A 23,723-nucleotide genomic window follows, 5' to 3' on the forward strand; every position below is an offset into this window, starting at 1 on the left:
TCAGTACGCGAACGACAAGGGAGCGGATTCGTCCTCGCCGGGAGGCGTGGGCGGTGCGGGTTCGGAATCGTGTTCCTGAGGCCCTTCGGTCACGTAGCGACGCATGAGCCAGAACCAGACGACCGCGAGGGCACCGTAGAGCAGGGTGAAGACCGCGAGTGAGAAGAAGACCGTGCCTGCCGAATGATCCGACACGCCTTGTTGCACGGTAAGCCGCACCATCTGGTCGCCGGTCGGGTTCGGTACCACCACCCAGGGTTGACGACCCATTTCGGTGAACACCCAGCCGGCGGAATTGGCCAGGAACGGTGTCGGCAGGGTGATCAGGGCGAAGATGCCGAACCACCGCTGGTCGGGAAGCCTTCGCCCACGGGTGAGCCACAGCGCCAGCAGGGCGAAGGCCAGCGGTACCACCATGAGGCCGATCATCGCCCGGAACGACCAGTAGGTGACGAACAGGTTCGGCCGGTAGTCACCGGGGCCGAACCGTGACTCGTATTGCTTCTGCAGGTCGTTGACGCCCTCCAGGGTGACGCCGCTGAACTTGCCCTCGGCCAGGAACGGCAGCACGTAGGGAACCTCGATCACGTGGTTCACGCTGGCGCAGTTGTTGTGCGTGCCGACGGTCAGGACCGAGAAGTCCGGATCGGTCTGCGTGTCGCACAGTGACTCGGCCGAAGCCATTTTCATGGGCTGCTGGACGAACATCAGCTTGCCCTGGACATCACCGGTGAGGAACAGCACGACCACGGCAGCCAAGGCGACCACGCTGCCCAGAATCGTTGCCGGCCGGTACATCCTGGCGGAGTCGAGCGCTCCTTCTGTCGCCGGGGCGTCCAGCGCCTCGCCGCGAGCCGCCCTGCGCCGGTCGCGCACCATCAGCCACGCGCTCACGGTCGCGACGAACGTGCCTGCGGTGAGCAGCGAGCCGGCGACCACATGCAGGAACGCCCAAATCGCAGTGTTGTTGGTCAGCAGGGCACCGAAGTCGATCAGCTCCGCTCGTCCACTCTCAGGGTTGAACTTCGCCCCGACGGGATGCTGCATGAACGAGTTCGCCGCGATGATGAAGAAGGCCGACGCGTTGACGGCGAAGGCCACCATCCAGATGCAGAACAGGTGAACCGCCCGGGGCAGTCGCGTCCAGCCGAAGATCCACAAGCCGATGAACGTGGACTCGACGAAGAACGCGACCAGGCCCTCGAAGGCCAGCGGAGCGCCGAAGATGTCGCCGACGAATCGCGAGTATTCGCTCCAGTTCATGCCGAACTGGAATTCCTGCACGATGCCGGTGGCGACACCGATCGCGAAGTTGATCAGAAAGAGCTTGCCGAAGAACCGGGTCAGCCGGTACCAGCTGTCGTTCCCGGTGACCACCCACACCGTCTGCATCACGGCGATCAGCGGTGCCAACCCGATCGTCAGCGGAACGAATATGAAGTGATAGACGGTGGTGATGCCGAACTGCCACCGCGATACGTCCAAAGCGTCCATCTGGCCCTACTTCCGAGGTCTCAGACCAATCTACGACGGAGTGTAGTAGATGGTTGCGGGCCAGGCGCCGACCTTGACCGGTGTCTTACGTCACCGGAGGCGCCTGGTGTGAGATTGCGGCTTTGAGCTTCTTGGCGTCGCTGCGGATTCCGAAGGCCGAGATGACCTCGAATACCCCGACGACGATCAGGATGATGCCGGTGACCTGAGTCAGTGCGACCAGACCCTCCAACGGGGCGACGAACATGATGATGCCGGCGAGGACGCTGACGATGCCGAGGATGATCTCCCAGATACGCCCAGGCAGGGTGGGGTCCCCGATGGCCGACATCGCCGTAGCGACGCCGCGGAAGATGAACCCGACACCGATCCAGATCGCCAGCAGCTCGATCGAATTGTCCAGGTTCATGAAGCAGAGGACGGCCAGCACGAGTGCCGCGGCGCCGCCGATGAACAGCAACACGCGGCCACCGACCGACGAACGGATGCTGAACGCCAGTACGAGCTGCGAGATACCCGTGATCAACAGATAAGCGCCGAAAAAGATGGCGGTGACGAAGATTGCAGCACCGGGACGGATGAAAACGAGGATTCCGAGGAGGATGGCAAGGATGCCGGTGACCAATGCCGTCTTCCACAGGTGCGGCAACAAGCTTGGGGCAGCGGTGGTTTCCATGGTCGCAGTCTGGCACATACAGCTGCCCTGAACACGGATTTTACGGTACGGCTGTGGCGCTGAAGCATGCTCGTTAAGGTTCCGTTACCGGCGCTGCATCCCCGGCCGGAGGCCGTTAACGTCTCCGTTTTGGGATAGCCCGAGCCCAGCCGAAGACAGAGAGAAGAGGCAACCGTGACTGTTGGATGTCGTCCCCGACGAAGCAAGATGTGGCGTTTCGCGGTGGTGGTTGCCGCGAGCGGTGCGCTCGTGATGTCGGGCTGCGCGAACAATACCGAATCCGGTGGGTCCGAAACCAAGACGACGACCGCGGCAAAGGTTGAGAAGGTGGACGCGATCGCCAACACCTTGCCGGAGCCGATCAAGTCGAGCGGCAAACTCATCGTCGGTACCGACCCGTCCTACCCGCCCAACGAGTTCAAGGATCCCGCCGGGCAGATCATCGGCTTCGACGTCGATTTGATGAATGCGATCGCCGCCACGCTGGGCCTTACCCCGGAGTACCGGGCGTCGTTGTTCGACAAGATCATCCCGTCGGTACAGGGCGGAAACTACAACGTCGGCATGTCCTCGTTCACCGACTCGAAGAAGCGCGAAGAGCAGGTGGACTTCGTGACCTACTTCAGTGCCGGTTCCGCGTGGGCGCAGAAGGTCGGTGCGGGGATCAACCCAGAGGATGCGTGCGGCAAGAAGATCGCGGTGCAGACGGCCACGGTGCAGGACACCGACGAACTACCGGCGCGCAGTGAGAAGTGTGTCAAGGCCGGCAAGCCTGCCATCCAGGTCGTGAAGTTCGACGACCAGACTGCCGCCACCAGTGCGGTCATGCTCGGGCAGGCTGACGCCATGTCGGCCGATTCGCCGGTGACGGCGTACGCGATCAAGCAGAGCAACGGAAAGCTTGAGGCGGCAGGGGAGGTGTTCGATTCCGCCCCGTACGGCTGGGCGGTGCAGAAGGGCTCGCCACTGGCGGCCTCCCTGCAGCAGGCTCTGCAACACCTGATCGACAACGGTGTCTACAAGCAGGTGGCCGCGAACTGGGGTGCCGAGAACGGGATGATCGAGAAGCCGGTCGTCAACGGTGCAATCAGCTGAGCCGCCGATGACTGATGCATCGCCGCCGCCCGCCATCGACGCTGTTCCGCTGAGGCATCCGTGGCGGTGGGTGGCGGCGATCGTCATCCTCGTCCTGCTCGGGCTGTTCATCTATGGCGCGGCCACCAACGAGGCTTACGGGTGGCAGACCTACGCGAAGTACCTCTTCGACGAACGTATCTCGCAAGCTGCCTGGAACACGCTGCAACTGACCATCTATTCGATGATCCTGGCGCTCGTTCTCGGCGTGCTGCTCGCCGTTATGCGGCTGTCGCCGAATCCGGTCCTCAAGGCCGTGGCCTGGACGTATCTGTGGATCTTCCGCGGCACACCGATCTACGTGCAATTGGTGCTGTGGGGGCTTGTCCCGGTGATCTACAAGAACATTCAGATCGGGGTACCGTTCGGCCCACGGCTTTTCGAGTTCAGCCTGTCGGATCCGAATGTGTTCTGGCTGGCGGTACTCGGCCTGGGTCTCAACGAGGCGGCCTACATGGCCGAGATCATCCGGGGCGGCCTGATCTCGGTGCCCGAAGGCCAGACAGAGGCATCGGTCGCGCTCGGCATGTCGTGGGGAATGACCATGCGCCGCACGGTTCTTCCGCAGGCGATGCGCGTCATCATCCCGCCGACCGGCAACGAGTTCATCAGCATGCTGAAGACCACGTCACTGGTCACCGCCGTTCCCTACAGCTTCGAGTTGTACGGTCGCTCAAAAGATATCGGGGTCGCGCTGTTCGAACCGGTTCCGCTGCTGCTGGTGGCCTCCACCTGGTACCTGGCGATCACCAGCGTCCTGATGATCGGGCAGTACTACCTGGAGCGGCACTTCTCGCGGGGTGCGTCGCGCAAGCTCACCTCCAAACAACTTGAGGCCTTGGCCAAAGCCCAGATGGGAGTGACGAATTGACCGTCGTCGCCGAACCGATGGTTCGGGCCGAGAGTGTGTGCAAGAACTTCGGCGCCCTTAACGTCCTCAAGGGCGTGACGTTGGACGTCGGCCGGGGCGAAGTGTTGTGCATGGTCGGTCCATCCGGCTCGGGCAAGTCGACGTTCTTGCGATGCATCAACCATCTTGAGCAGGTCAACGCCGGCCGTCTCTACGTCGATGGGGAACTGATCGGCTATCGCGAGCGCGGCGGCAAGCTGCATGAGATGGCCCCGAGGGACGCCGCGCGGCAACGCCGCGACATCGGCATGGTCTTCCAGCATTTCAACCTGTTCCCGCACCGGACTGCGCTGGAGAACGTCATCGAGGCACCCATCCACGTCAAGCGGGTGAAGAAGGATGCGGCGCTGGCTCGCGCCAAGGACCTGCTGGATCAGGTGGGGTTGTCCGCGAAGTCCGACGCGTATCCCGCACAGCTGTCGGGCGGGCAGCAGCAGCGGGTCGCCATCGCCCGCGCGCTGGCGATGAATCCGAAGCTGATGCTGTTCGACGAGCCGACCTCGGCACTGGATCCCGAGCTGGTCGGTGAGGTGCTGGCGGTGATCAAGAAACTCGCGGGCGAGGGCATGACGATGGTGGTGGTCACCCACGAGATGGGTTTCGCCCGCGAGGTGGCCGACAAGCTGGTCTTCATGGACGGCGGCGTCATCGTGGAGAGCGGCAATCCTCGCGAGGTGATGGCCAACCCGAAACATGAACGTACAAAAGAGTTTCTGTCGAAGGTGATGTAGCGTCGATCGTGTGGTTTCGGCACGCAATGACGTCTTCGTCACGGTTGGTGAGCTTCGCGAGCACATCGCCTCGGGAGCTCCGGTCACGGTGCTCGACGTGCGGTGGACGCTGGCCGAGCCCGACGGTGAACAGGCCTATCTCAGCGGTCATCTGCCCGGCGCCGTCTACGTCTCACTCGATGACGACCTGACCGACCACCGGGTCACCGGTCGCGGGCGTCATCCGCTGCCGTCGGGAACCGACCTGCAGGCCGCGGCCCGTCGTTGGGGTGTGCGCAACGGTGTGCCCACCGTCGTCTATGACGACTGGAACCGCGCTGGATCTGCCCGGGCCTGGTGGGTGCTTACCGCGGCCGGGATCGACGACGTCCGCATCCTCGACGGCGGTCTGTCGGCCTGGTCAGCAGCGGGTGAGGGCCTGCAATCCGGCCCGGTCACGCCGGAACCCGGCGACGTGGACGTCGTTCACGACGACCTGTACCACGGAGCGCTGCGAACCCTGACCGCGGAAGCGGCGCAGTCTGCCGTGGACGTGCTGCTGGACGCGCGGGCGCCCGAACGGTTCCGCGGGGACGTCGAACCCGTCGACCCGGTGGCCGGCCACATCCCCGGAGCGGTCAATCTGCCCAGCACCCAGCTGCTTTCCGCGGACGGCACGCTGCTCCCGGACGGCCCGCTTCGCGCGCTGCTGGCCGACCGGGGCGCGACCGGCGGCGCCGACGTCGGCGCGTACTGCGGGTCGGGGGTGACGGCGGCGCTGGCGGTGGCCGGGCTGGCCGCAGCCGGGGTGGACGCAGCGCTGTATCCCGGGTCGTGGTCGGAATGGGCCTCGAACCCCGACCGGCCCGTGGCCCGGGGTGAGCAGTAGCCGCGACGCGCGAAATCGCTGCGCCCAGGCGCCGGGCGGCAACTTTATGCTGGGCCAATGCAGCGCCGCCCCGACCCGGTCACGCCATTGTGGCGTGCCGCGCAGATCTTTCGGCTGCTGAGCTGTCTGTACGCGCTGGGGTTCCAGATCGCGATCAACGACGACCTGGCGCGTCCGGTGCTCGCCGGTGTGCTGTGCGCCGTACTGATCGCCTGGAGCATCGCGTGCGCGGTCGCCTACCTGCAGGGTTTCGGTCGCCGTCCGTCGTGGGTAATCGCCGAGGTCGTCGTGGTCTTGGCCCTCATGCTGTCCACCGAGTTGGTGGCCTCCGACCACTGGATCGCCGACAACCAGTCGTGGCCGACCACACTGTGGGCGACGAATGCCACCATCTCGGCGGCACTGCAATTCGGCCCGGTCGGGGGGATGGCGGCCGGGCTGGCGGTGATGGCTGCGGCGGCCGCGCTGAAGGGCTACGTCAGCATCAATCTGGGCCGCAATGCCACCATCGTGATCGAACTGGCGGTGGGATTGGCGGTGGGGATGGCCGCGCAGACCGCGCGCCGCGCCCATGCCGAGTTGGAGCGCGCAGTGCGGCTGGCCGCCTCGCTGGAGGAGCGGGAGCGATTGTCGCGCCGGGTACACGACGGGGCCATCCAAGTGCTGGCCCTGGTATCGCGGCGGGGACGCGAGATAGGGGGCGAGACAGCACAATTGGCCGAACTCGCGGGGGAGCAGGAGCGTGCCCTACGCAGGCTGGTCAGTGCGCCCGACCCGGAAGTGCACACCGGCGGGGCCGCCGACATCGGCGCGTTGCTGCGGGCGCGCGCCTCGGATCGTGTATCGGTCAGCTTGCCGGCAGAGCCGGTGCTGCTCGAGCACGGGGCTGCCCATGAGTTGTTCGCCGCGGCGAGCAACGCCCTGGACAACGCCGCCGCGCACGCCGGGCCCGACGCCAAGGTGTTCGTCCTGCTCGAAGACCTGGGGGATTCGGTGACGGTGAGTATCCGCGACGACGGTGTGGGCATCGGTGACGGGCGCCTGGCCGAGGCGGCCCGTGAAGGTCATGTGGGAATCACGAAATCCATTGTGGGCCGGATGGATTGGCTGGGCGGCCGGGCGCAGTTGCACACCGCGCCGGGATGCGGCACGGAGTGGGAGCTGACGCTGCCCCGCCCGGGCCGCGCCGCCGTTGACAAGGGTGGGAAGGGACAGCCATGACCGAGACTGCACTGACCGTTATGGTCGTCGATGATCATCCGATCTGGCGTGATGCGGTGGCCCGCGACCTTGCCGACGAGGGGTTCGACGTGGTGGCCACCGCCGACGGCGTCGCTTCGGCGCGCAGGCGCGCCGGGGTGGTGATGCCCGATGTGGTCGTGATGGACATGAGCCTGTCCGACGGCAGCGGTGCCACGGCCACCGCGGAGGTGCTCGCCGCGTCGCCGTCGTCACGGGTTCTGGTGCTCTCGGCCTCCGACGAGCGTGACGACGTCCTGGAGGCGGTGAAGGCCGGGGCCACCGGGTACCTGGTGAAGAGCGCGTCCAAGGCCGAGCTGACCGAGGCGGTACGCGCGACTGCCGAGGGGCGTGCGGTGTTCACCCCGGGGCTGGCCGGACTGGTGCTCGGCGAGTACCGGCGCATCGCTCAGCGGCCTGACGACGGACCGGCCACTCCGAGCCTGACCGAGCGGGAGACCGAGGTGCTGCGCCATGTGGCGAAAGGGTTGACGGCCAAGCAGATCGCCACCCGCCTGTCATTGAGCCACCGCACGGTGGAAAACCATGTCCAGGCGACGTTCCGCAAGTTGCAGGTCGCCAACCGGGTCGAATTGGCCCGCTACGCGATCGAACACGGCCTCGACGAGTAGTCCTACTCATCACGGCAGCCGGTTTTGTTGCCACGATGACCGCATGAGCGAACCTCATCGCGTTGTCATCGGCCGGATGTCGTCGGATCTTGCCGCGATCTCGGCCTATATGAACCGGGTTTCGGCGGATCTGGGGGAGTTGGGCCGCCTGCTGGATCAGGCGCCGGTGCCGGTGCCTCCTCCGTTGCCTGCGGCTGCGGTCGTCTCAACATCGCAGGCGGCGGTCACCGCCCCCGTAGCACCGCGGCCTGCACCCGCAATCGGTCCGGAACGGTCGGAAGGCTGGATCGGCAAGGCGCTCGCGGTGGCCGGGGTGACGGTGACGCTCACCGGTGTGGTGCTGCTGCTGGTGCTGGCGGCGCAGGCGGGAATTCTGCGACCGGAGTTCAGGGTTGCCGCGGGCGCAGTTCTGGCTGCAGGCCTCGTCGGCGTCGGGTGGTGGCTCTATCGCCGGCCGGGTGGTCGGGTCGGGGCGATCGCGTTGGCCGCGACGGGCGTTGCCGCCGCGTACATGGACGTGATCGCCCTGACGACGATCTATGACTGGGTGTCGGCGCCGGTCGGTCTGGCGTTGGCCGCGGCAATCGGTGGCGGCGGCCTGATGCTGGCGCGCCGGTGGAACTCCGAGCAACTGGGCTTGTTGGTCCTGGTGCCGCTGATCGGCCTGGCACCGGTGGTCACAGACGGCGTGACCTTGTTGTTGATCGGGTTCATGCTGGCCCTGTCGGCGGCCGCGCTGCCGGTCCAGTTCGGTCGGGACTGGGCCTGGTTGTATGCCGCGCGCACCGCGGCGGCCACCTTGCCGCTGTTGATCGCGCTGGCCGCGACCTCGATCGACGGGCGGCACGACCTCGTGCTCGCGCTGACCTGCGGGCTCGCGGCAGTACTGGCGTTGGCGGGTGGAGTGCTGGTGTTGCGCTGGACCACCAGGCCGGCGGCGACGGCGGTTCTGGCGGCGGGCGGCGTCCTGCCGGTGCTCTGCGTGGCGGCTGCCGTCGACCGCGTCATCGCAGCCCTGATGGCGGCAGCGCTGGCGGCGGCCCTGGTGGCAATCGTGGCGGTCGGCGACCGTGTGCCCGGGGTGAGCGCCGTGGTCTGCCAGGTGTGGTCGGTGCTCGCGGCCGTCGCCGCGCTGATCTCGGTGCTGGTGGCCTTCGACGGGCCGGTGGCCGGGCCGCTGCTGCTGGCGATGGCCTCCGTGGTCGCCGTGGCCGGCCGCCGGCACGGCGTGACACGGTGGATAGCCGTAGGCCTGGCGGTGGTGGGCGGCGCCATCTACCTCGGCTCCGCCGGTCCCGACACCTTGATCGAAGCCACGAAACTGTCTGCAGGGCTTACGATTTCGGTGCTGATCGGCAGTGTTCTGGCCATCGCTTCGGCCGTCGCCATCTCCTGGGCGTGGTCGGCCGACGGAGAGGCGGATGAGGAGGTGGCCCGGCTGGTGTGGGTGGCCGGGGCTGCGGCGGCCGGGTATGCGGTCACGGTGTTCACCGTCACCGCCGGCGTTGCCATCGGCGGCACCGGGGCGGGGTTCTTCGGCGGCCACATGGTGGCGACCATCTGCTGGATCGCGGTGGCGGCGGGGTTGCTCGGCTATGCGGCGCGGCGGCCCAGGGCGCAACGATCGCTGCCGATCGGTTGCGGGATGGCACTCGTCGCCGCCGCCATGGCGAAACTGTTCCTTTTCGACCTGGGGACCCTCGACGGGATGTTCCGGGTCGCGGTGTTCATCGTCGTCGGGTTGGCGCTGCTGGGCATGGGCGCAGGATATGCGCGCCTGCTCAATCAGCAGGACCAGGTGGCCGGCCGGCAGCCGCTGTGAGCGTCACCACAGATTCGCTAATCTGGATTGATTCCAGAATAGCGGTCGTTGTGTATGGCATGAGTACACGTCGAAACGAATCCGATATCCAGGGTTACCAGGCCGCACCGGAGCTCAGCGGTCATCTTCAGCAGGTGCTCGTCGACCTGATCGAGCTCGGGCTCCAGGGCAAGCAGGCGCATTGGAACGTCGTCGGCACGAACTTCCGCGACCTGCACCTGCAACTCGACGAGGTCGTCGATTTTGCCAGGGAGGGCAGCGACACGATCGCCGAACGGATGCGTGCGTTGGACGCCGTCCCGGACGGACGGTCGGACACGGTCGTGGCGGACACGACGCTTCCGGAGTTCCCCGCCTACGAGCGCAGCACCGACGAGGTGGTCGACCTCATCACCACGCGGATCTACGCGACGGTGGGCACCCTGCGTGGGGTGCACGATTCGGTGGATGCGCATGACCCCACCACCGCCGACATCCTGCACCAGTTGATCGATGGACTGGAGAAGCTGGCATGGCTGATCAAGTCGGAGAACCGCAAGGTCTAAACACCGGCAGGCGGCACGATCGAGGCGGTACGCATCGGACTGGCATTCTCCAGCCGGGTGCGGACCGCCTCGTCGTCGCGGCGCCCGACCAGATACCAGGTGTGCATCAGGCCCTTGCCCTTGATCTCGACATCGCCGCGTTCCTCGAGCACGAACGCGTGGCTGATCCGCTCGTAGACGTTGTGCGGCACCTGGATTCGCCCGGCCACGTCGGTGGTCTCCATGCGTGAGGCGACGTTGACCGCGTCGCCCCAGACGTCGTAGAAGAACTTGCGGGCCCCGACCACTCCGGCGACCACGGGACCGGCGGCCAGACCGATGCGCAGTGGCACGGCCCGGCCTCGCGGGTCCTTGAGGTCGGCGACGGCGTCGGCCAGGTCGAGGGCCAGGCAGGCCAGCGCCTCGATGTGATCGGTACGTGGTTTGGGCACCCCGGCCACCACCATGTAGGAGTCACCGCTGGTCTTGACCTTCTCCAAGCCGTGACGATCCACCAGCGCATCGAGATCGGTGTAGAGCCGGTCCAGAAAACCCACCAGGTCTGTCGGGGTGATGTCACTGGCGCGTTCGGTGTATCCGGCGATGTCGGCGAACAAGATCGAGGCGTCGTCGTACTTGTCGGCGATGATCGTGCGTGACGGTTCTTTGAGTCGCTGGGCGATCGTGGTCGGCAGGATGTTGCCCAGCAGCTGCTCGGAACGCTGATATTCGGCTTCCATGGCCTGCTCGGCCCGGGACATTTCGCGCAGCGACAACCAGACCGTGGCAAACACCATCACCGCGGCGGATACGGCGGAGCTCACGAAGCCCGCTGTGAGTGCCCACGGCGGCCCGACGCCCCGGTCGTCGGGAACCAGGACTTCCAGCACGATCGTGGCGGCCACGCCCAGGGCCGCCAGCGTCCCCGCCAGCACGATGCGCTCGATTCCGAACACCAGGACCGCCAGCGACGCCGCGACGAGGAAGTAGAACTGCAAGCCCGAGCCGGTGCCGATCGCGAAGCACATCACCGACACCGACACGTACGCGAAGAGGAAGAACGCCAGTGGCGCGATCAGCTCGCCGAACCGGTACAGCAGGGGCACCAGCAGGAACAGAACTGCGGAAACAAGGTTGACGAAGGCCAGCCGCCACATCGGCCCGCCCAGGGCCAGCTGGAAGATTCCGAACCCTCCCGACACTGCGGCGGCGATCCACGTCGCGATGGTCAAAACGCGCAGACGGCTCGATATGCACTCGGCGTAATGCCGAGTGCGGGCCGACACGCGGTTGTCCAACGCGACCTCGGGCATACACACCGGGCGGCGGAACTCGCTGACCACCACGAACAAAGCGTATCGCCGTCGGCCACCCGGCCGGTCGACATTGGCCGTGCTGCTCTCAACGGCATGGTCCAGCAAACCCGATCAGATCCCGGTATGTCACAATGGGAACTTGTTCCAGTGAGCGTGGCACTTCTGCCGCCGATCTCTTCTGGGGGGACTCCTTCGTGGACCGGTCATGGATGCGGTACACCGCAGCTGGCTGTGCAATCGCTTGTGGCGCCATGGTCGCCGGGCCGGGCGTGCTCGGTACCGGGGTGGCCTCGGCTCACCTGTTCGGTATCGACATCGACGTCCTGGACATCTTCGATCACAAGGAAAAGAAGAAGAAGTCCGATCACAGCGCCAAGGTCGGTAACCAGCGAACCGGTGCGTCCAAGAAATCTGGTGGCAGCCTCGGCGGGCCGAATGCGTCGGCAGGGCCGAAGGCCAAGGTGGGCGCAAGCGAGGCGCCGGCGCCTTCGGCCGCCCGTTCCGCTTCGACGGCCGAGGCTCCGCAGTCGACGGGCGTCGGCACGACCGGGCAGGCTCCGTCGGCAGCTGTCACCGGTGGGACCGGGCAGGCTCCTTCTTCCGCGGTCGTGACCGGCGGGACCGGGCAGGCGCCCTCGGCCGTCGTGACCGGTGGTGGCGGAGGCGGCGGAGGAGTGCCGACCAACGCCAACATCGGCAGGGCCCCGAATCTGGCGCCCGTGCCCACCGCCCCGAGCAGCCGGGCAATCGTGATCCGGTCGGCCCCGCCCAAGGCCCCGGCTGCGCCGGCCCCGGCGATACCTGCGGCGCCGGTCGTTCCGGTCGCCCCCGCACCGGTGGCCATCCCTCCGGTTCCGGCGCTCCCGGCCCCCGTGCCGTCGGCGCCACCGGCGGCCGCTCCGCCCGCCGGTCCGAGTGCTCCGATCGTTCCGGCGCCCAGGTCCGAACCCCCGGCAGCGCAGCAACTTTCGGTACCGGCCGTGCCAGAGTCGTTCCGGCTCGGCTATGCCGACTATCTGCGAACGGCCAGCACCAGCGACCTCCTGTTGGCGGTGCTGCCCGGACTGGGCGGCATGGTGCTGATGACGGCGGCCGGCGGTGTGGTCGGTTTCCGCCAGGCCCGGGCCGCGCAAACACTCCCGTCGCCGCAGATCGCCCGATTCCTGCCCTAGACGCATTCAGAAATCCGGTAGCACCTGAACCCGGGTGACCGGGGTGGGTGAATGGTGCCGGCGCGAGTGTCGGATGGATTCATCGACGTGAGGTTGCCTCCGTCGAAGCGCGCGTGGGAATGGCGCATTTCGTGGTCCTTTCATAGAAAGTTCATAGCTACCTCCCAGCGCGGATGCCGAGCGCATAGGCTGCGAAGTGCTCGAACAGCGGTAGTCGGCAGCGGTCTCGCTTGGTGTGCCAGCGGTGGAGGCTTCGAAGCGATTGCCAAGGCGTTGAACCGATTCCGGTCAACTGACTCGTTTGCGACAAATTGACGCACCGGCATGGTTTACTCTTCGGGATCGGTTGCGCTCATCGACGGGCGCCGCACGTTTGCGGGAGCTTCGTGCAGGGTCCGGCCTGGGATGTCACCGCGTCCGAGGCCCGATCGTTCGCATCCGATCTGCAAATGCATGTTCGCGCACCCACCAGGGTGTCGACACGGAAGACAGTCGGAGGAACTCGCGATTTTCAGGATCCTGAAGCGGCTGTGGATTCCGCTGGTGCTGGTGGTGGTGGGAGTCGCAGGCGGATTTACCGTGTCGCGATTGCACGGCGTCTTCGGCAGCGAGAGCCGCCCCGCGTACACGAGCGCCGAACGTGAGGAGAAGCGACCCCACGACCCCAAACACCTGGTTTACGAGGTGTTCGGCCCTCCGGGGACGCTGGCGACCATCAGCTATTTCGATGCCGACGCCGAGCCGAAGCTCGTCAGGGATGCGCCGCTGCCATGGTCGATGGACTTCCCGATCTCGGACGCGACGGCGATGGGAAACATCTCCGCGCAAGGCAATGCTGACTCGATCGGATGTCGCATACTCGTCGGCGACGAGGTGAAGGACGAGAAGGTCCGGACTGGCGTGAGTGCCTTCACCTTCTGTCAGCTGAAGGCCGCATGAGCACGGACAGTGAGCCGATAACGGAGCCGTTGCCCGTAGCCAGGCGCCGCCCGTTCATCGCACGCATGGTCCGCGTGCTGTCGGTGCCGATCATCCTCGGATGGTTGGCGATCACCGTCATCCTGAGCGTCGCAGTTCCGTCGCTCGAGCAGGTGGAGAAAGAGCACCCGGTAGCGATGGATCCCATCGCCGCACCGTCGTTCGAGGCGATGCAGCGCATGGGGCAACTATTCGGCGAAGCCGGCTCGGGCGCGGTCGCGATGATCGTCATTGAGGGCGAGGAACCGCTCGGCGACGCTGCACACAGCTATTACGACGAGATGGTTCGTCAGTTGAAGGCCGACACCACGCATGTCGTGCACGTCCAGGACTTCTGGGGCGACCCGATGACCCAGGGCGCTGCGCAGAGTGTCGACGGCAAGGCCACATACGTACAGGTGACTCTCACCAGCAACCAGGACATCTCGGCGGTCAAGTCCGTTGAGGCGATGCGCGCGATCGTGGACCGGATACCGGCGCCGCAGGGGATCACGACCTATGTCACGGGACCGGCGGCATTCGCCGCGGATCTGGGCCCGGCAGGCAACCGGACGGTGGGGTTGGTCACCTCGTTGAGCCTCACGGTCATCTTCGTGATGTTGCTGCTTGTCTATCGGTCGATCATCTCCGTCATTCTCATGCTGCTGGTTGTCGGCATCGAATTGACGGTGGCCCGAGGGGTTGTGGCGTTTCTCGGCAGTCTCGGGGTCATCGGTATCACGACGTTTGTCGTCAATCTTCTGGTGGCGCTCGCGATCGCGGCGGGAACCGACTACGGCATCTTCTTCACGGGGCGCTATCAGGAGGCGCGCCAGGCCGGCGAGGACAAAGAGGCGGCGTTCTATACGACGTTCAGCAGCGTCGCGAAGGTGGTCGTCGGTTCCGGCATGACGATCGCCGGGGCGATTCTCTGTCTGCACTTCACCCGTCTGCCGGTCTATCAGACTCTCGGCGTTCCCACTGCCGTGGGCATGGCTGCCGCCGTGTTGGTGGCCGTCACACTCGTCCCCGCAGTCATCGCCGTGGGTAGCCGCTTCGGGCTGTTCGAACCCAAGCGGAAGCTCACCACCCGTCGGTGGCGGAAGGTGGGCACTGCGGTCGTCCGGTGGCCCGGGCCCATTCTCATCGCGACGTGCGCGGTCTCGCTCATCGGCCTGCTGGCGCTTCCCGCGTACAAGCCGAGCTACAACGACCAGAATTACATCCCGCAGGACATCCCCGCCAACGTGGGTTATGCGGCAGCGACGCGACATTTTCCCCAGTCATTGATGATGGCGCCCGACATTCTGTTGGTCGAGGCCGACCACGACATGCGGAATCCGATCGACTTTCTGGTCTTGAACAAACTGGCCAAGGGTGTGCAATCCGTGCCGGGAGTCGCCATGGTCCAGGCCCCGACCCGTCCCGCCGGTGAGCCACTCAAACACTCCACGATTCCGTTCATGCTCAGCATGAGCAACGCGTCTCAAACCCATTTGATGCCGTTCCAGAAGGATCGAATGGACGACCTGCTGGTGCAGGCCGACGACATGACGAAAACGATTGCCATCGTCAAGCGCATGCAAGCACTGACGGAAGAGATGGTCAGCACCACGCATCAAATGGTCGCCGATACCCACGAGCTGCAAACGGTGACCAATCAACTGCGCGATCACGTTGCGAACTTCGACGATTTCTTCCGACCGATCCGGAACTACTTCTACTGGGAACCGCACTGCTACACGATTCCGATATGTTCGTCGATCAGAGGGGTTTTCGACACACTCGACGGGATTGACCAAATCACCGTCAAGATGGTCAGCCTGGTTGACAACCTCGATCGACTCGACGCAATTCTGCCGCAATTGGCCGCTCAGTTTCCGGTGATGATCTCGACCATGGAATCCACCCGAACCATGATGCTGACGATGCACAGCACCATGTCCGGGATCATGGATCAAATGGCGACGTCGAACGACAACGCCACCGCGATGGGCAAGGCATTCGACGCTGCCCAGAACGACGACTCCTTCTATCTGCCTCCGGAAGTCTTCGACAACAAGGACTTCCAGCGCGTCATGGACATCTTCCTGTCACCGGACGGGAAAGCGGCCCGCATGCTCATCACCCAGCGAGGCGACCCAGCGACGACTGAGGGCATGTCGTTGGTCGACCCGATCGAAACCGCGGCCGAAGAAGCGCTCAAGGGCACGCCGCTGCAAAATGCCTCGATCTATCTCACGGGCACCGCAGCGTCGGTGAAAGACCTGGTCGAAGCGTCCAAATACGACCTTCTGATCGCGGCTGTCGCCGCACTCTGCCTCATTTTCGGCATCATGCTGGTGGTGACGCGGAGCTTCATCGCCGCACTGGTCATCGTCGGCACGGTGGCGCTTTCACTGGGCGCGGCCTTCGGGCTTTCCGTGCTCATCTGGCAGCACATCCTCGGTATGCCCTTGAACTGGGTGGTGCTGGCGATGTCCGTGATCGTTCTGTTGGCGGTGGGTTCTGATTACAACCTGCTGCTGGTATCCCGGATGAAAGAGGAGATCGGCGCCGGGATCAACACCGGCATCATCCGGGCCATGGGCGGCAGCGGCAAGGTGGTGACAGCTGCCGGCCTGGTGTTCGCGTTCACGATGTTGGTGATGGTCGTAAGTGACCTGGTCACCATCGGGCAGTTGGGTGCCACCATCGGCGTCGGTCTGTTGTTCGACACCCTGGTGGTACGCGCATTCATGACGCCGGCGATCGCCGCGCTGCTGGGGCGGTGGTTCTGGTGGCCGCAACGGGTGCATCCACGGCCGCTCAGTGCAACAGCGCGCCCCTCCGGCCGCGGCCAGCTTGTGCGGTCGATCCTGCAGAGAGAAGAGCGCTGACAGCCATGAATGCGTCTTCCTTCTGTGCGGTGAAAGCCGCATGAGCAGTCGGCACACAAGCGACCGGCCGCCGTTGATCGCACGGGTGATCTATCGGCTGTCGGTGCCGATCATCCTCGGCTGGCTGGCGGTCATCGCCGTCGTGACCTTCGCTGTTCCGTCATTGGAACAAGTCGGGCGGGAAAGCTCTGTATCGCTGGTTCCCAAGGATGCGCCGTCGTTTCAGGCGATGCAGCGCATGGGGCGGGTGTTCGGCGAATCCGATTCCGACAGCGTCGCGATGATCGTTTTGGAGGGTGACAAACCCCTCGGTGAAGACGCGCACCGGTATTACGACGACTTGGTTCGTCAGCTGCGAGCCGATACGAAACATGTGCAGCACGTTCAGGATTACTGGGGAGACTCACTCACCGCGTCGGGTGTCGAGAGTGCCGATGATCTGAGTGTCTACGTCCAGCTGAATCTCGCGGGTAACCAGGGACAGGCCCTGGCCAACGAATCTGTGGAAGCGGTCCGGAACATCGTGGCGGGGACGGTCCCGCCGCCGGGGGTGAAGGCCTACGTCACGGGTCCTTCCCCGTTGATCACCGACATGAACCACGCCGGTGATACGTCGATCATGAAGATCACGCTGGTGACGCTGGTGGTGATCTGCACGATGCTCCTATTCGTGTACCGCTCGGTCATCACCGTTGTTCTCCTGCTGGCCATGGTCGGAATCCAGGTGCAGGCGGCGCGGGGAGTCGTCGCATTCCTCGGCGATCACCAGATTCTCGGGCTGTCGACATTCGCGGTGAATCTCCTGGTATCGCTCGGAATCGCGGTCGGTACCGATTACGGAATCTTCTTCATCGGGCGATATCACGAGGCACGTCAAGCCGGCGAAGACCGCGAAACCGCGTTCTACACCACCTATCGCAGTGTGGCCAAGGTGGTGGTGGCTTCAGGTCTGACGATCGCCGGCGCCATCTACTGCCTGAGCTTCACCCGGTTGCCGTACTTCGAGACGATGGGCATTCCTTCCGCTATAGGCATGGCGGTTGCCGTCGCGGTGGCCGTCACGCTGGTTCCGGCCGTCATCGCCGTCGGCGGCCGGTTCGGGCTGTTCGAACCGAAGCGAAAGCTCATGGTCCGCCGGTGGCGGGGGGTCGGCACGGCGGTGGTGAGATGGCCGGTGCCGATTCTTGCCGGGGCGTGCGCGGTGGCGTTTGTCGGACTTCTCGCCCTGCCCGGATATCAGACCAGCTACGACGACCGGCTGTATGTGCCCCAAGACATCCCCGCCAATGTCGGATATGCGGCCGCCGAGCGTCATTTCCCCGAGTCGCGGATGACGCCAGACATCCTGATGCTCGAAGCCGACCATGATATGCGCAACCCGACGGATTTTCTGGTTCTGCACAAGCTGGCCAAAAAGATCTTCGCGGTCCCCGGGATTGCCACGGTGCAGAGCATTACCCGGCCTGAGGGCAGCCCGATCGAGCGCACGTCGATACCATTTCAGATCAGCCTGCAGAGTGCCGGCCTCCGACAGATCGTGCCGTTCGCGAAAGATCGCATGAATGGCATGTTGAAGCAGGCGGACGACATGCAGAGAATGATCACCCAGATGGAGGGCACTCACAATCTGATGAAGTTGATCGGCTCGATCACCCACAACACGGTCGAGGTGACCGGGGAGACTGCCGAACTTACTGATGATCTGATGGCCACCGTTTCGAATTTCGATGACTTCTTCCGGCCGATACGCAATTACTTGTATTGGGAAGGCCACTGCTACGACATTCCCATTTGCTTCGCCATTCGATCAGTGTTCGATGCGCTTGATAGCACCGACCAGCTCAGCCTTCAGATGCACAAACTGCTCGATAACCTGGTGAAGGTCGATGGGTTACAGGCGCAGCTCGTCACCCAATTGCCGCCGATGATCGAGATCATGAAGTCAATGCGAGCCATGATGCTGACAATGCACAGCACCATGTCCGGAATGATCGCCATCATGGATGAGACGACGTCGAACGCCAGCGCGATGGGCAAAATCTACGACGGCGCCCAGAACGACGACTCCTTTTATCTGCCCCCGGAAGTGTTCGCGAACAAGGATTTCCAACGGGCGATGAGCCTGTTCTTCTCGCCCGACGGGAAGGCTGTCCGGCTGATCCTCACGCACCGGGGTGATCCCGGAACTCCCGAGGGCATCTCCCGGGTTGATGCTGTGCGGACGGCGGCCGAGGAAGCGATCAAGGTGACGCCGCTGCAGAACGCTTCCATCCACCTCGCCGGAACCGCTGCGACATACAAGGATCTGCGAGACGGTTCAAAATTCGACCTGTTGATCGCGGGTGTCGCGGCGCTCTGCCTGATCTTCGGCATCATGCTGGTGGTGACGCGGAGTTTGGTCGCCGCGTTGGTGATCGTTGGCACCGTGGCGCTTTCGTTGGGTGCGGCGTTCGGCCTCTCGGTGCTGGTCTGGCAGCACATCCTCGGCATCGAATTGCACTGGCTCGTCTTGGCGATGTCGGTGATCGTCCTGTTGGCGGTGGGTTCTGATTACAACCTGCTGTTGGTGTCGCGGATGAAGGAAGAGGTCGGCGCGGGGATCAATACGGGCATCATCCGGGCCATGGGCGGCACGGGCAAGGTGGTGACGACGGCAGGCCTGGTGTTCGCGTTCACCATGTTGTCCATGGTGGTGAGTGACTTGCGCATCATCGGACAGGTCGGTTCCACGATCGGGCTCGGTTTGTTGTTCGACACCCTGGTGGTACGTGCATTCATGACGCCTGCCATCGCTGCGCTGCTCGGTCGGTGGTTCTGGTGGCCGCTGAGGGTCCGGCAACGGCCGGCCAGTGCGGTCCTGGGCCCAGTGACCATCCCCGCCGGTCCACTGGTCAAGCAGGAGGCCTGATTTCGTGTTGTGGTCGACATGGGCAATTCATGGGTGAGATCGGTCCGACCCGATTACAGTCGGAGCGGTCGGGAGCAATGGTAGGGAGGAAGTTTGTATATGTTCCGTCCGTCGTTGACCAGACTGGCTGTCGGGCTCGGAGGGCTGGCATTGTCCTTGACCGCCGGAGCCGGTGTGGCATCCGCAGGGCCCAATTTGGACTCCGCGATCAACACGACATGCAGTTACCCGCAGTTGGTGTCGGCACTCGATGCGCAAGATCCCCAAGTCCGTCAGGCATTCGACCAATCGCCGATACTGCAGCGCGGATTGCGTCAGTTCATCGCCGACCCACCGGACAAGCGGGCGAGGACGGCCCAGGATGTGGCCGCCGCTCCGATGTTTCAGCCGTACCTCGGCACCATCGAGCAAGCTTTCAATACCTGCAACAACTTCTGATCCTGAGGTGGGCGCTACCATCTCTGGTTCCGGCTGGGGAGAGGCCTGCGGGGCCTAGATACGGCAATTCGCTACGGCGCCAGCGCATCTCCGAATACTCTGCCGTCATGAGTCAGAGCCGATGCAGCGCCGCGAAGCGCAGCGCAGGATCTCCTTGCGGGTATTCAGCGACTGCGAACATCGACCAATTCGACGCAGCCGCATTCCTCAACGGATCATCGTCGAACGTTGGGGCGTTCGCGGAGTTGTTCTCGTGAACACCGCAGGACGCAGTGAGTCCGGGGCCCGCCCCGTCGCCTTGTTCGTGTTGGGTGTGCCTCGATCCGGAACGTCGGCGGTCACGCGGGTGTTGTCCCTATGTGGTGCCACGCTCCCGGCCGGGTTGTCGGGCGCCGACCCGCGCAACCCGCGTGGCTACTGGGAGCCGCGGGCGTCCCTTCATCTCAACAACACGATTCTGCGCAGCCATGGCAGCGCCGTGTTCGACACGTCATTCCGCTTGCAGGAGGAGGGCGGACTCGATGAACACCAGAAGGCCGCCTGCATCAACAAGATCGGACAGTTTCTTTCTACGCTGCCGTCCGCGCCGCTCGTACTCATCAAGGATCTGCAGATAACGCTGCTGTCCGGTTTGTGGTTCGAGGCCGCGCGGCAGGCCGGCTTCGACATCGCGGTCGTGAACATGGTGCGCCCCCCGCAGGAGGTCATCGCATCGGGTGCGGCGGACTTCCTGACGTTGCCTGAGCTCGGGAGCGCGCTGTGGTTGAAATTCAACTTGTTGGCCGAGAGAGACACCCGCGACGTACCGCGCGTGTTCGTCGAGTACGCCAACCTCCTCGATGACTGGCGTCGGGAGGTGAAACGGATTTCGGTGGCATTGGGGATCGATCTGGAGACGCGTGATGAGGCCGCCATCGAGGAGTTCCTCACACCGGACCTTCACCGCCAGCGGCGCACCGGCCCGGTGAACGAAACCTTCGGCACCGACTGGATTTCTACCGTCTACGAGGCGTTGCATGCGGCGGCGCGCGACGAGCCCTTGGATCAGTCTGTGCTGGACCGCGTCTATGCCGAGTATCGCGCGAGCGAACAGGGTTTCCGGAAGGTGTTCGAGAACTCCGAGCGCCTGCACAAGCTCAACCGATTCATCCGGCCATCGATCCTGAAGTTCCGCTACGAGGTCGTTGCGATGGCTCACCGGCGCCGGGGAACTTGGGCCTGATGGGACCGCTCCGCAACTCCAAACGCCCTGTACGACCGGATAATCGGCTCGCATTGGCAGACGAAGCGCTGTTGGCAGAGCATCACGCTGCCGGCATGAACGTGGTCATCCAGGTCACGTGGCTCTATGACCGTGCTGTCGATCTCGATGGGTTACGCCGTTTCCATCATTTTCTCGGCCGGGGGTTGTTGGGTCGTCGCATCGAACGCCCGGCGCTACCGATCGCCCGGCATCGGTGGGTCGCAGATTCCGGACCGTCGGACGTCGACATCGCCGAGTCCACCCGCCCGCGTACTGAATTCAGCGACTGGGTCGATGAACGTTCGCAACTTCCGGTCAATGCGGAGTCGGGTCCGGGCTGGCACATCGGTGTCCTTCCCCTCGATGACGGCTCGACCGCGATCAGCCTGGTACTTTCGCACAACCTGATCGACGGCCTCGGTCTCGCGCTCGTCATAGTCGAAGGGGCCGTGGGTAAGACACGCGATCTCGGGTACCCCCCGCCACTGTCACGAACACGAATGCGTGCGTTGGGGCAAGATGCCCGACAGACGGCCCGGGACGTGCCGAATGCGGCTCGGGCGCTTGTCAGTGCGGTGAAATCGGCCCGAAAACAGACCCGCGCCGCAGCTGGGGAAAACCGTTCTTCGGTACCACGGCCCGAGCCGGCCAAGGCGGTCGGCGCCGATGAGGTCGTCCTCGTGCCGGCCCTCACGATCTTCGTCGACCTGGATGACTGGGACGCGCGAGCGGAGGCTCTAGGCGGAGCGAGTCATACCCTGGCCGCGGCCTTCGCTGCCAAGTTCGGGGAACGCATCGGGCGCGTACGCGCGACCGACGGCGCCGTCACACTTCAGATTCCGATCAGCGACCGCACCGATGAGGACGACACACGCGCGATGGCACTCTCGTACGCCCGCGTCACCGTCGACCCGACACAGTCCGCAACCGATCTGCGTGAGATCCGGGCTGCCATCAAGCAGACACTGCGAACGTTGAAAGAGACACCAGACGAGTCCAAGCAACTCCTGTGGCTGCCGTCATTCATGCCGAAGCGAATGCTGAAACAGATGGTGGCCAGGGCGCCGGCCGATCCCGACCAGCCGGTGTTTGCTTCTCACCTCGGTGATTTGAGCTCTTTGATCAGCCAGGCCGACGGCACCGAAGCTGCCTTCGCCAACGCCCGCACCACTGGGCAACAAGAATCGCGGCAGTTGCTAGAGCGAACAGGGGGCCGCGCTGTCATCCTCTCTGGACGCATCAGCGGCAAGATCTTCATCAGCATCGGTGCTTATCAGCCCGGCGCGGAGAACACCACGTGCGCTCTGCGTGAACTGGCCGCGAAAACGCTGACTGATTTCGGCCTTACTGGCGAAATTCACTGACGTACGCGCAAAACCGTGGGTACCCTTTATGTTTCGACCCCGAACATCCGGTGCTACAGCGTTGTTCGCAACTGGTCGACCGGAGATCTCATGTCGAAAGAAGCGCTATGAAGTTGGTGCTGGCGAGCTATGGCACTCGCGGCGATGTGGAACCTTGTGTCGCGGTCGGTTGCGAGTTGCTGCGCCGCGGCCACGATGTCCGCTTGGCAGTCTCACCGGACCTGGTCGCCTTCGCTGAGGCGGCCGGCCTTCCGACGGTCCCATACGGGCCGGACACCGCGGTCTGGTCGGATGCACATCGAGACTTCTGGATCCGATTCTTCGGCAATTTCTGGAAGGTCCGCGAACTGGCCAACCTGTGGCGCGAGATGCGCGAGATCGGGGAGTCCGTCGTCCAGTTCTGGGAGGAGATCTCTGCCACGTTGAAGTCGCTGGCCGACGGGGCCGACCTGCTCATCACGTTTCTGAATTTCGAGCCGCCTGCCGTGAATGTCGCAGAGTATTACGGTATTCCGTTGGCTACCGTGCACGTCTCACCGGTGCGCCCCAACGGCCGGATGCTCGGATTCCTGCCGCCGGTTTTGGGGCGCTATGCGCTGATGGTGTACGAGTGGGTGAACTGGCGCGGGGTGAAGAAGTTCGACGATGCACAGCGCCGTCAGCTTGGCTTGCGTAAGGCGACAGTCTCCTCGCCGCGGCGGATCACCGAGCGCGGATCACTGGAAATTCAAGCCTACGACCAGGTTTGCTTTCCCGGACTGGCCACAGAATGGGCGAAGTGGAACGGCCAAAGGCCCTTTGTCGGAGCACTGACGATGCAGTTGACAACGGCAGGCGACGACGAAGTCGCTGCGTGGATTGCCGCGGGAACTCCGCCGATTTTCTTCAGCTTCGGCAGTACCCCGGTCAGGTCTCCCTCCGACACGCTCGCCATGATCGAGAACGCTTGCGCGGAACTGGGTGAGCGGGCACTGGTGTGCGCCGGCTCGAGCGACTTCAGCCAGGCCCTTGATTCCGACCGGGTCAAAGTCGTGGACACGATGAACTTCGCGGCCGTGTTTCCAGCCTGCCGCGCGCTCGTTCACCACGGTGGCATGGGCACCATGTCCGCGGGGCTGCGCGCAGGAGTCCCCATGCTGGTGTACTGGACGGCCCTCGATCAGGCGATCTGGGCAGCTCGTGTCAAACAGCTGAAAGTTGGTCTAGGCCGGCGTATCTCGGCTGTCACCAGCGAATCACTCGTCGCCGACCTGCGCACGATTCTCGATCCCGAGTATGTTGCCCGGGCCCGTGAGGTCGCTACTCAGATGACCAGACCGGACGAAAGTGTTGTCAACACCGCGGATCTCCTGGAGCGTTTTGCCATTCAAGGCTTCTTGACCGACGTCGGGTAGCCCTCACGCGGCCGGGTGAGCA

The 23,723-nt window shown here is 64.4% G+C and carries 19 protein-coding genes; 16 read left to right on the forward strand and 3 right to left on the reverse strand.

Annotated features, from left to right (window positions below; all coding sequences use genetic code 11):
* Both EH231_RS05795 and EH231_RS05800 read right to left on the reverse strand, forming a co-directional pair.
* Complete coding sequence (locus tag EH231_RS05795; RefSeq protein WP_090425878.1) at positions 1–1,494, reverse strand: cytochrome ubiquinol oxidase subunit I; 1,494 nt, start codon at positions 1,492–1,494, stop codon at positions 1–3.
* A gap of 85 nt (positions 1,495–1,579) precedes the next feature.
* Positions 1,580–2,170, reverse strand: coding sequence for an HdeD family acid-resistance protein (locus tag EH231_RS05800; protein ID WP_090425880.1), 591 nt, complete (start codon positions 2,168–2,170; stop codon positions 1,580–1,582).
* 207 nt (positions 2,171–2,377) lie between these two features.
* On the opposite strand from EH231_RS05800, the gene EH231_RS05805 reads away from it, so the two are divergent.
* From EH231_RS05805 to EH231_RS05840, 8 genes are read left to right on the forward strand one after another with little or no spacing between them, the layout of a single operon-like run.
* Complete coding sequence (locus tag EH231_RS05805; RefSeq protein WP_090425882.1) at positions 2,378–3,265, forward strand: ABC transporter substrate-binding protein; 888 nt, start codon at positions 2,378–2,380, stop codon at positions 3,263–3,265.
* A gap of 7 nt (positions 3,266–3,272) precedes the next feature.
* On the forward strand, positions 3,273–4,175 hold the full coding sequence (locus tag EH231_RS05810) for an amino acid ABC transporter permease (protein WP_090425885.1): 903 nt from the start codon (positions 3,273–3,275) through the stop codon (positions 4,173–4,175).
* Positions 4,176–4,192: 17 nt separating this feature from the next.
* Entirely contained in the window at positions 4,193–4,945 is a 753-nt protein-coding gene (locus tag EH231_RS05815; RefSeq protein ID WP_090426309.1) for an amino acid ABC transporter ATP-binding protein, read from the forward strand.
* Positions 4,946–4,955: 10 nt separating this feature from the next.
* Positions 4,956–5,813, forward strand: a complete 858-nt coding sequence (locus EH231_RS05820) for a sulfurtransferase (RefSeq protein ID WP_090425888.1) — start codon at positions 4,956–4,958, stop codon at positions 5,811–5,813.
* A gap of 57 nt (positions 5,814–5,870) precedes the next feature.
* On the forward strand, positions 5,871–7,034 hold the full coding sequence (macS, locus tag EH231_RS05825; protein WP_090425891.1) for a MacS family sensor histidine kinase: 1,164 nt from the start codon (positions 5,871–5,873) through the stop codon (positions 7,032–7,034).
* Positions 7,031–7,684, forward strand: a complete 654-nt coding sequence (locus EH231_RS05830) for a response regulator (protein ID WP_124712053.1) — start codon at positions 7,031–7,033, stop codon at positions 7,682–7,684. The genes macS and EH231_RS05830 overlap by 4 nt, the downstream gene beginning before the upstream one ends.
* A gap of 43 nt (positions 7,685–7,727) precedes the next feature.
* Positions 7,728–9,506 (forward strand): DUF2339 domain-containing protein, encoded by a 1,779-nt coding sequence (locus tag EH231_RS05835; RefSeq protein ID WP_090425896.1) that lies wholly within the window; start codon positions 7,728–7,730, stop codon positions 9,504–9,506.
* 59 nt (positions 9,507–9,565) lie between these two features.
* Complete coding sequence (locus EH231_RS05840) at positions 9,566–10,051, forward strand: Dps family protein (RefSeq protein WP_124712054.1); 486 nt, start codon at positions 9,566–9,568, stop codon at positions 10,049–10,051.
* Here the strand turns inward: EH231_RS05840 and EH231_RS05845 are convergent.
* Positions 10,048–11,343 (reverse strand): adenylate/guanylate cyclase domain-containing protein, encoded by a 1,296-nt coding sequence (locus EH231_RS05845; protein WP_090426311.1) that lies wholly within the window; start codon positions 11,341–11,343, stop codon positions 10,048–10,050. The genes EH231_RS05840 and EH231_RS05845 overlap by 4 nt on opposite strands.
* A gap of 254 nt (positions 11,344–11,597) precedes the next feature.
* On the opposite strand from EH231_RS05845, the gene EH231_RS34570 reads away from it, so the two are divergent.
* The 8 genes from EH231_RS34570 to EH231_RS05885 all read left to right on the forward strand — a co-directional run bounded on the left by EH231_RS34570 (position 11,598) and on the right by EH231_RS05885 (position 23,701).
* Complete coding sequence (locus EH231_RS34570; RefSeq protein WP_090425902.1) at positions 11,598–12,518, forward strand: hypothetical protein; 921 nt, start codon at positions 11,598–11,600, stop codon at positions 12,516–12,518.
* A gap of 528 nt (positions 12,519–13,046) precedes the next feature.
* Positions 13,047–13,457 carry an MmpS family transport accessory protein gene (locus EH231_RS05855; protein ID WP_090426314.1) on the forward strand — a complete coding sequence of 137 codons (411 nt, stop codon included), beginning with the start codon at positions 13,047–13,049 and terminating at the stop codon, positions 13,455–13,457.
* Positions 13,454–16,354, forward strand: coding sequence for an MMPL/RND family transporter (locus tag EH231_RS05860; RefSeq protein WP_090425905.1), 2,901 nt, complete (start codon positions 13,454–13,456; stop codon positions 16,352–16,354). Before EH231_RS05855 ends, EH231_RS05860 begins: the two co-directional genes overlap by 4 nt.
* A gap of 40 nt (positions 16,355–16,394) precedes the next feature.
* A complete protein-coding gene (locus EH231_RS05865; protein ID WP_124712055.1) occupies positions 16,395–19,262 on the forward strand; it encodes an MMPL/RND family transporter in 2,868 nt (955 codons plus the stop codon).
* Between the two features lie 99 nt (positions 19,263–19,361).
* On the forward strand, positions 19,362–19,700 hold the full coding sequence (locus EH231_RS05870; protein ID WP_090425911.1) for a hemophore-related protein: 339 nt from the start codon (positions 19,362–19,364) through the stop codon (positions 19,698–19,700).
* A gap of 121 nt (positions 19,701–19,821) precedes the next feature.
* Positions 19,822–20,922, forward strand: coding sequence for a sulfotransferase family protein (locus EH231_RS05875; protein WP_234939913.1), 1,101 nt, complete (start codon positions 19,822–19,824; stop codon positions 20,920–20,922).
* On the forward strand, positions 20,922–22,307 hold the full coding sequence (locus EH231_RS05880) for a hypothetical protein (protein WP_124712056.1): 1,386 nt from the start codon (positions 20,922–20,924) through the stop codon (positions 22,305–22,307). Before EH231_RS05875 ends, EH231_RS05880 begins: the two co-directional genes overlap by 1 nt.
* 107 nt (positions 22,308–22,414) lie before the next feature.
* On the forward strand, positions 22,415–23,701 hold the full coding sequence (locus EH231_RS05885) for a glycosyltransferase (protein ID WP_090425919.1): 1,287 nt from the start codon (positions 22,415–22,417) through the stop codon (positions 23,699–23,701).
* Positions 23,702–23,723 lie beyond the last annotated feature (22 nt).

This window comes from Mycolicibacterium nivoides (genome assembly GCF_003855255.1).
GTDB classification, from domain to species: domain Bacteria; phylum Actinomycetota; class Actinomycetes; order Mycobacteriales; family Mycobacteriaceae; genus Mycobacterium; species Mycobacterium nivoides.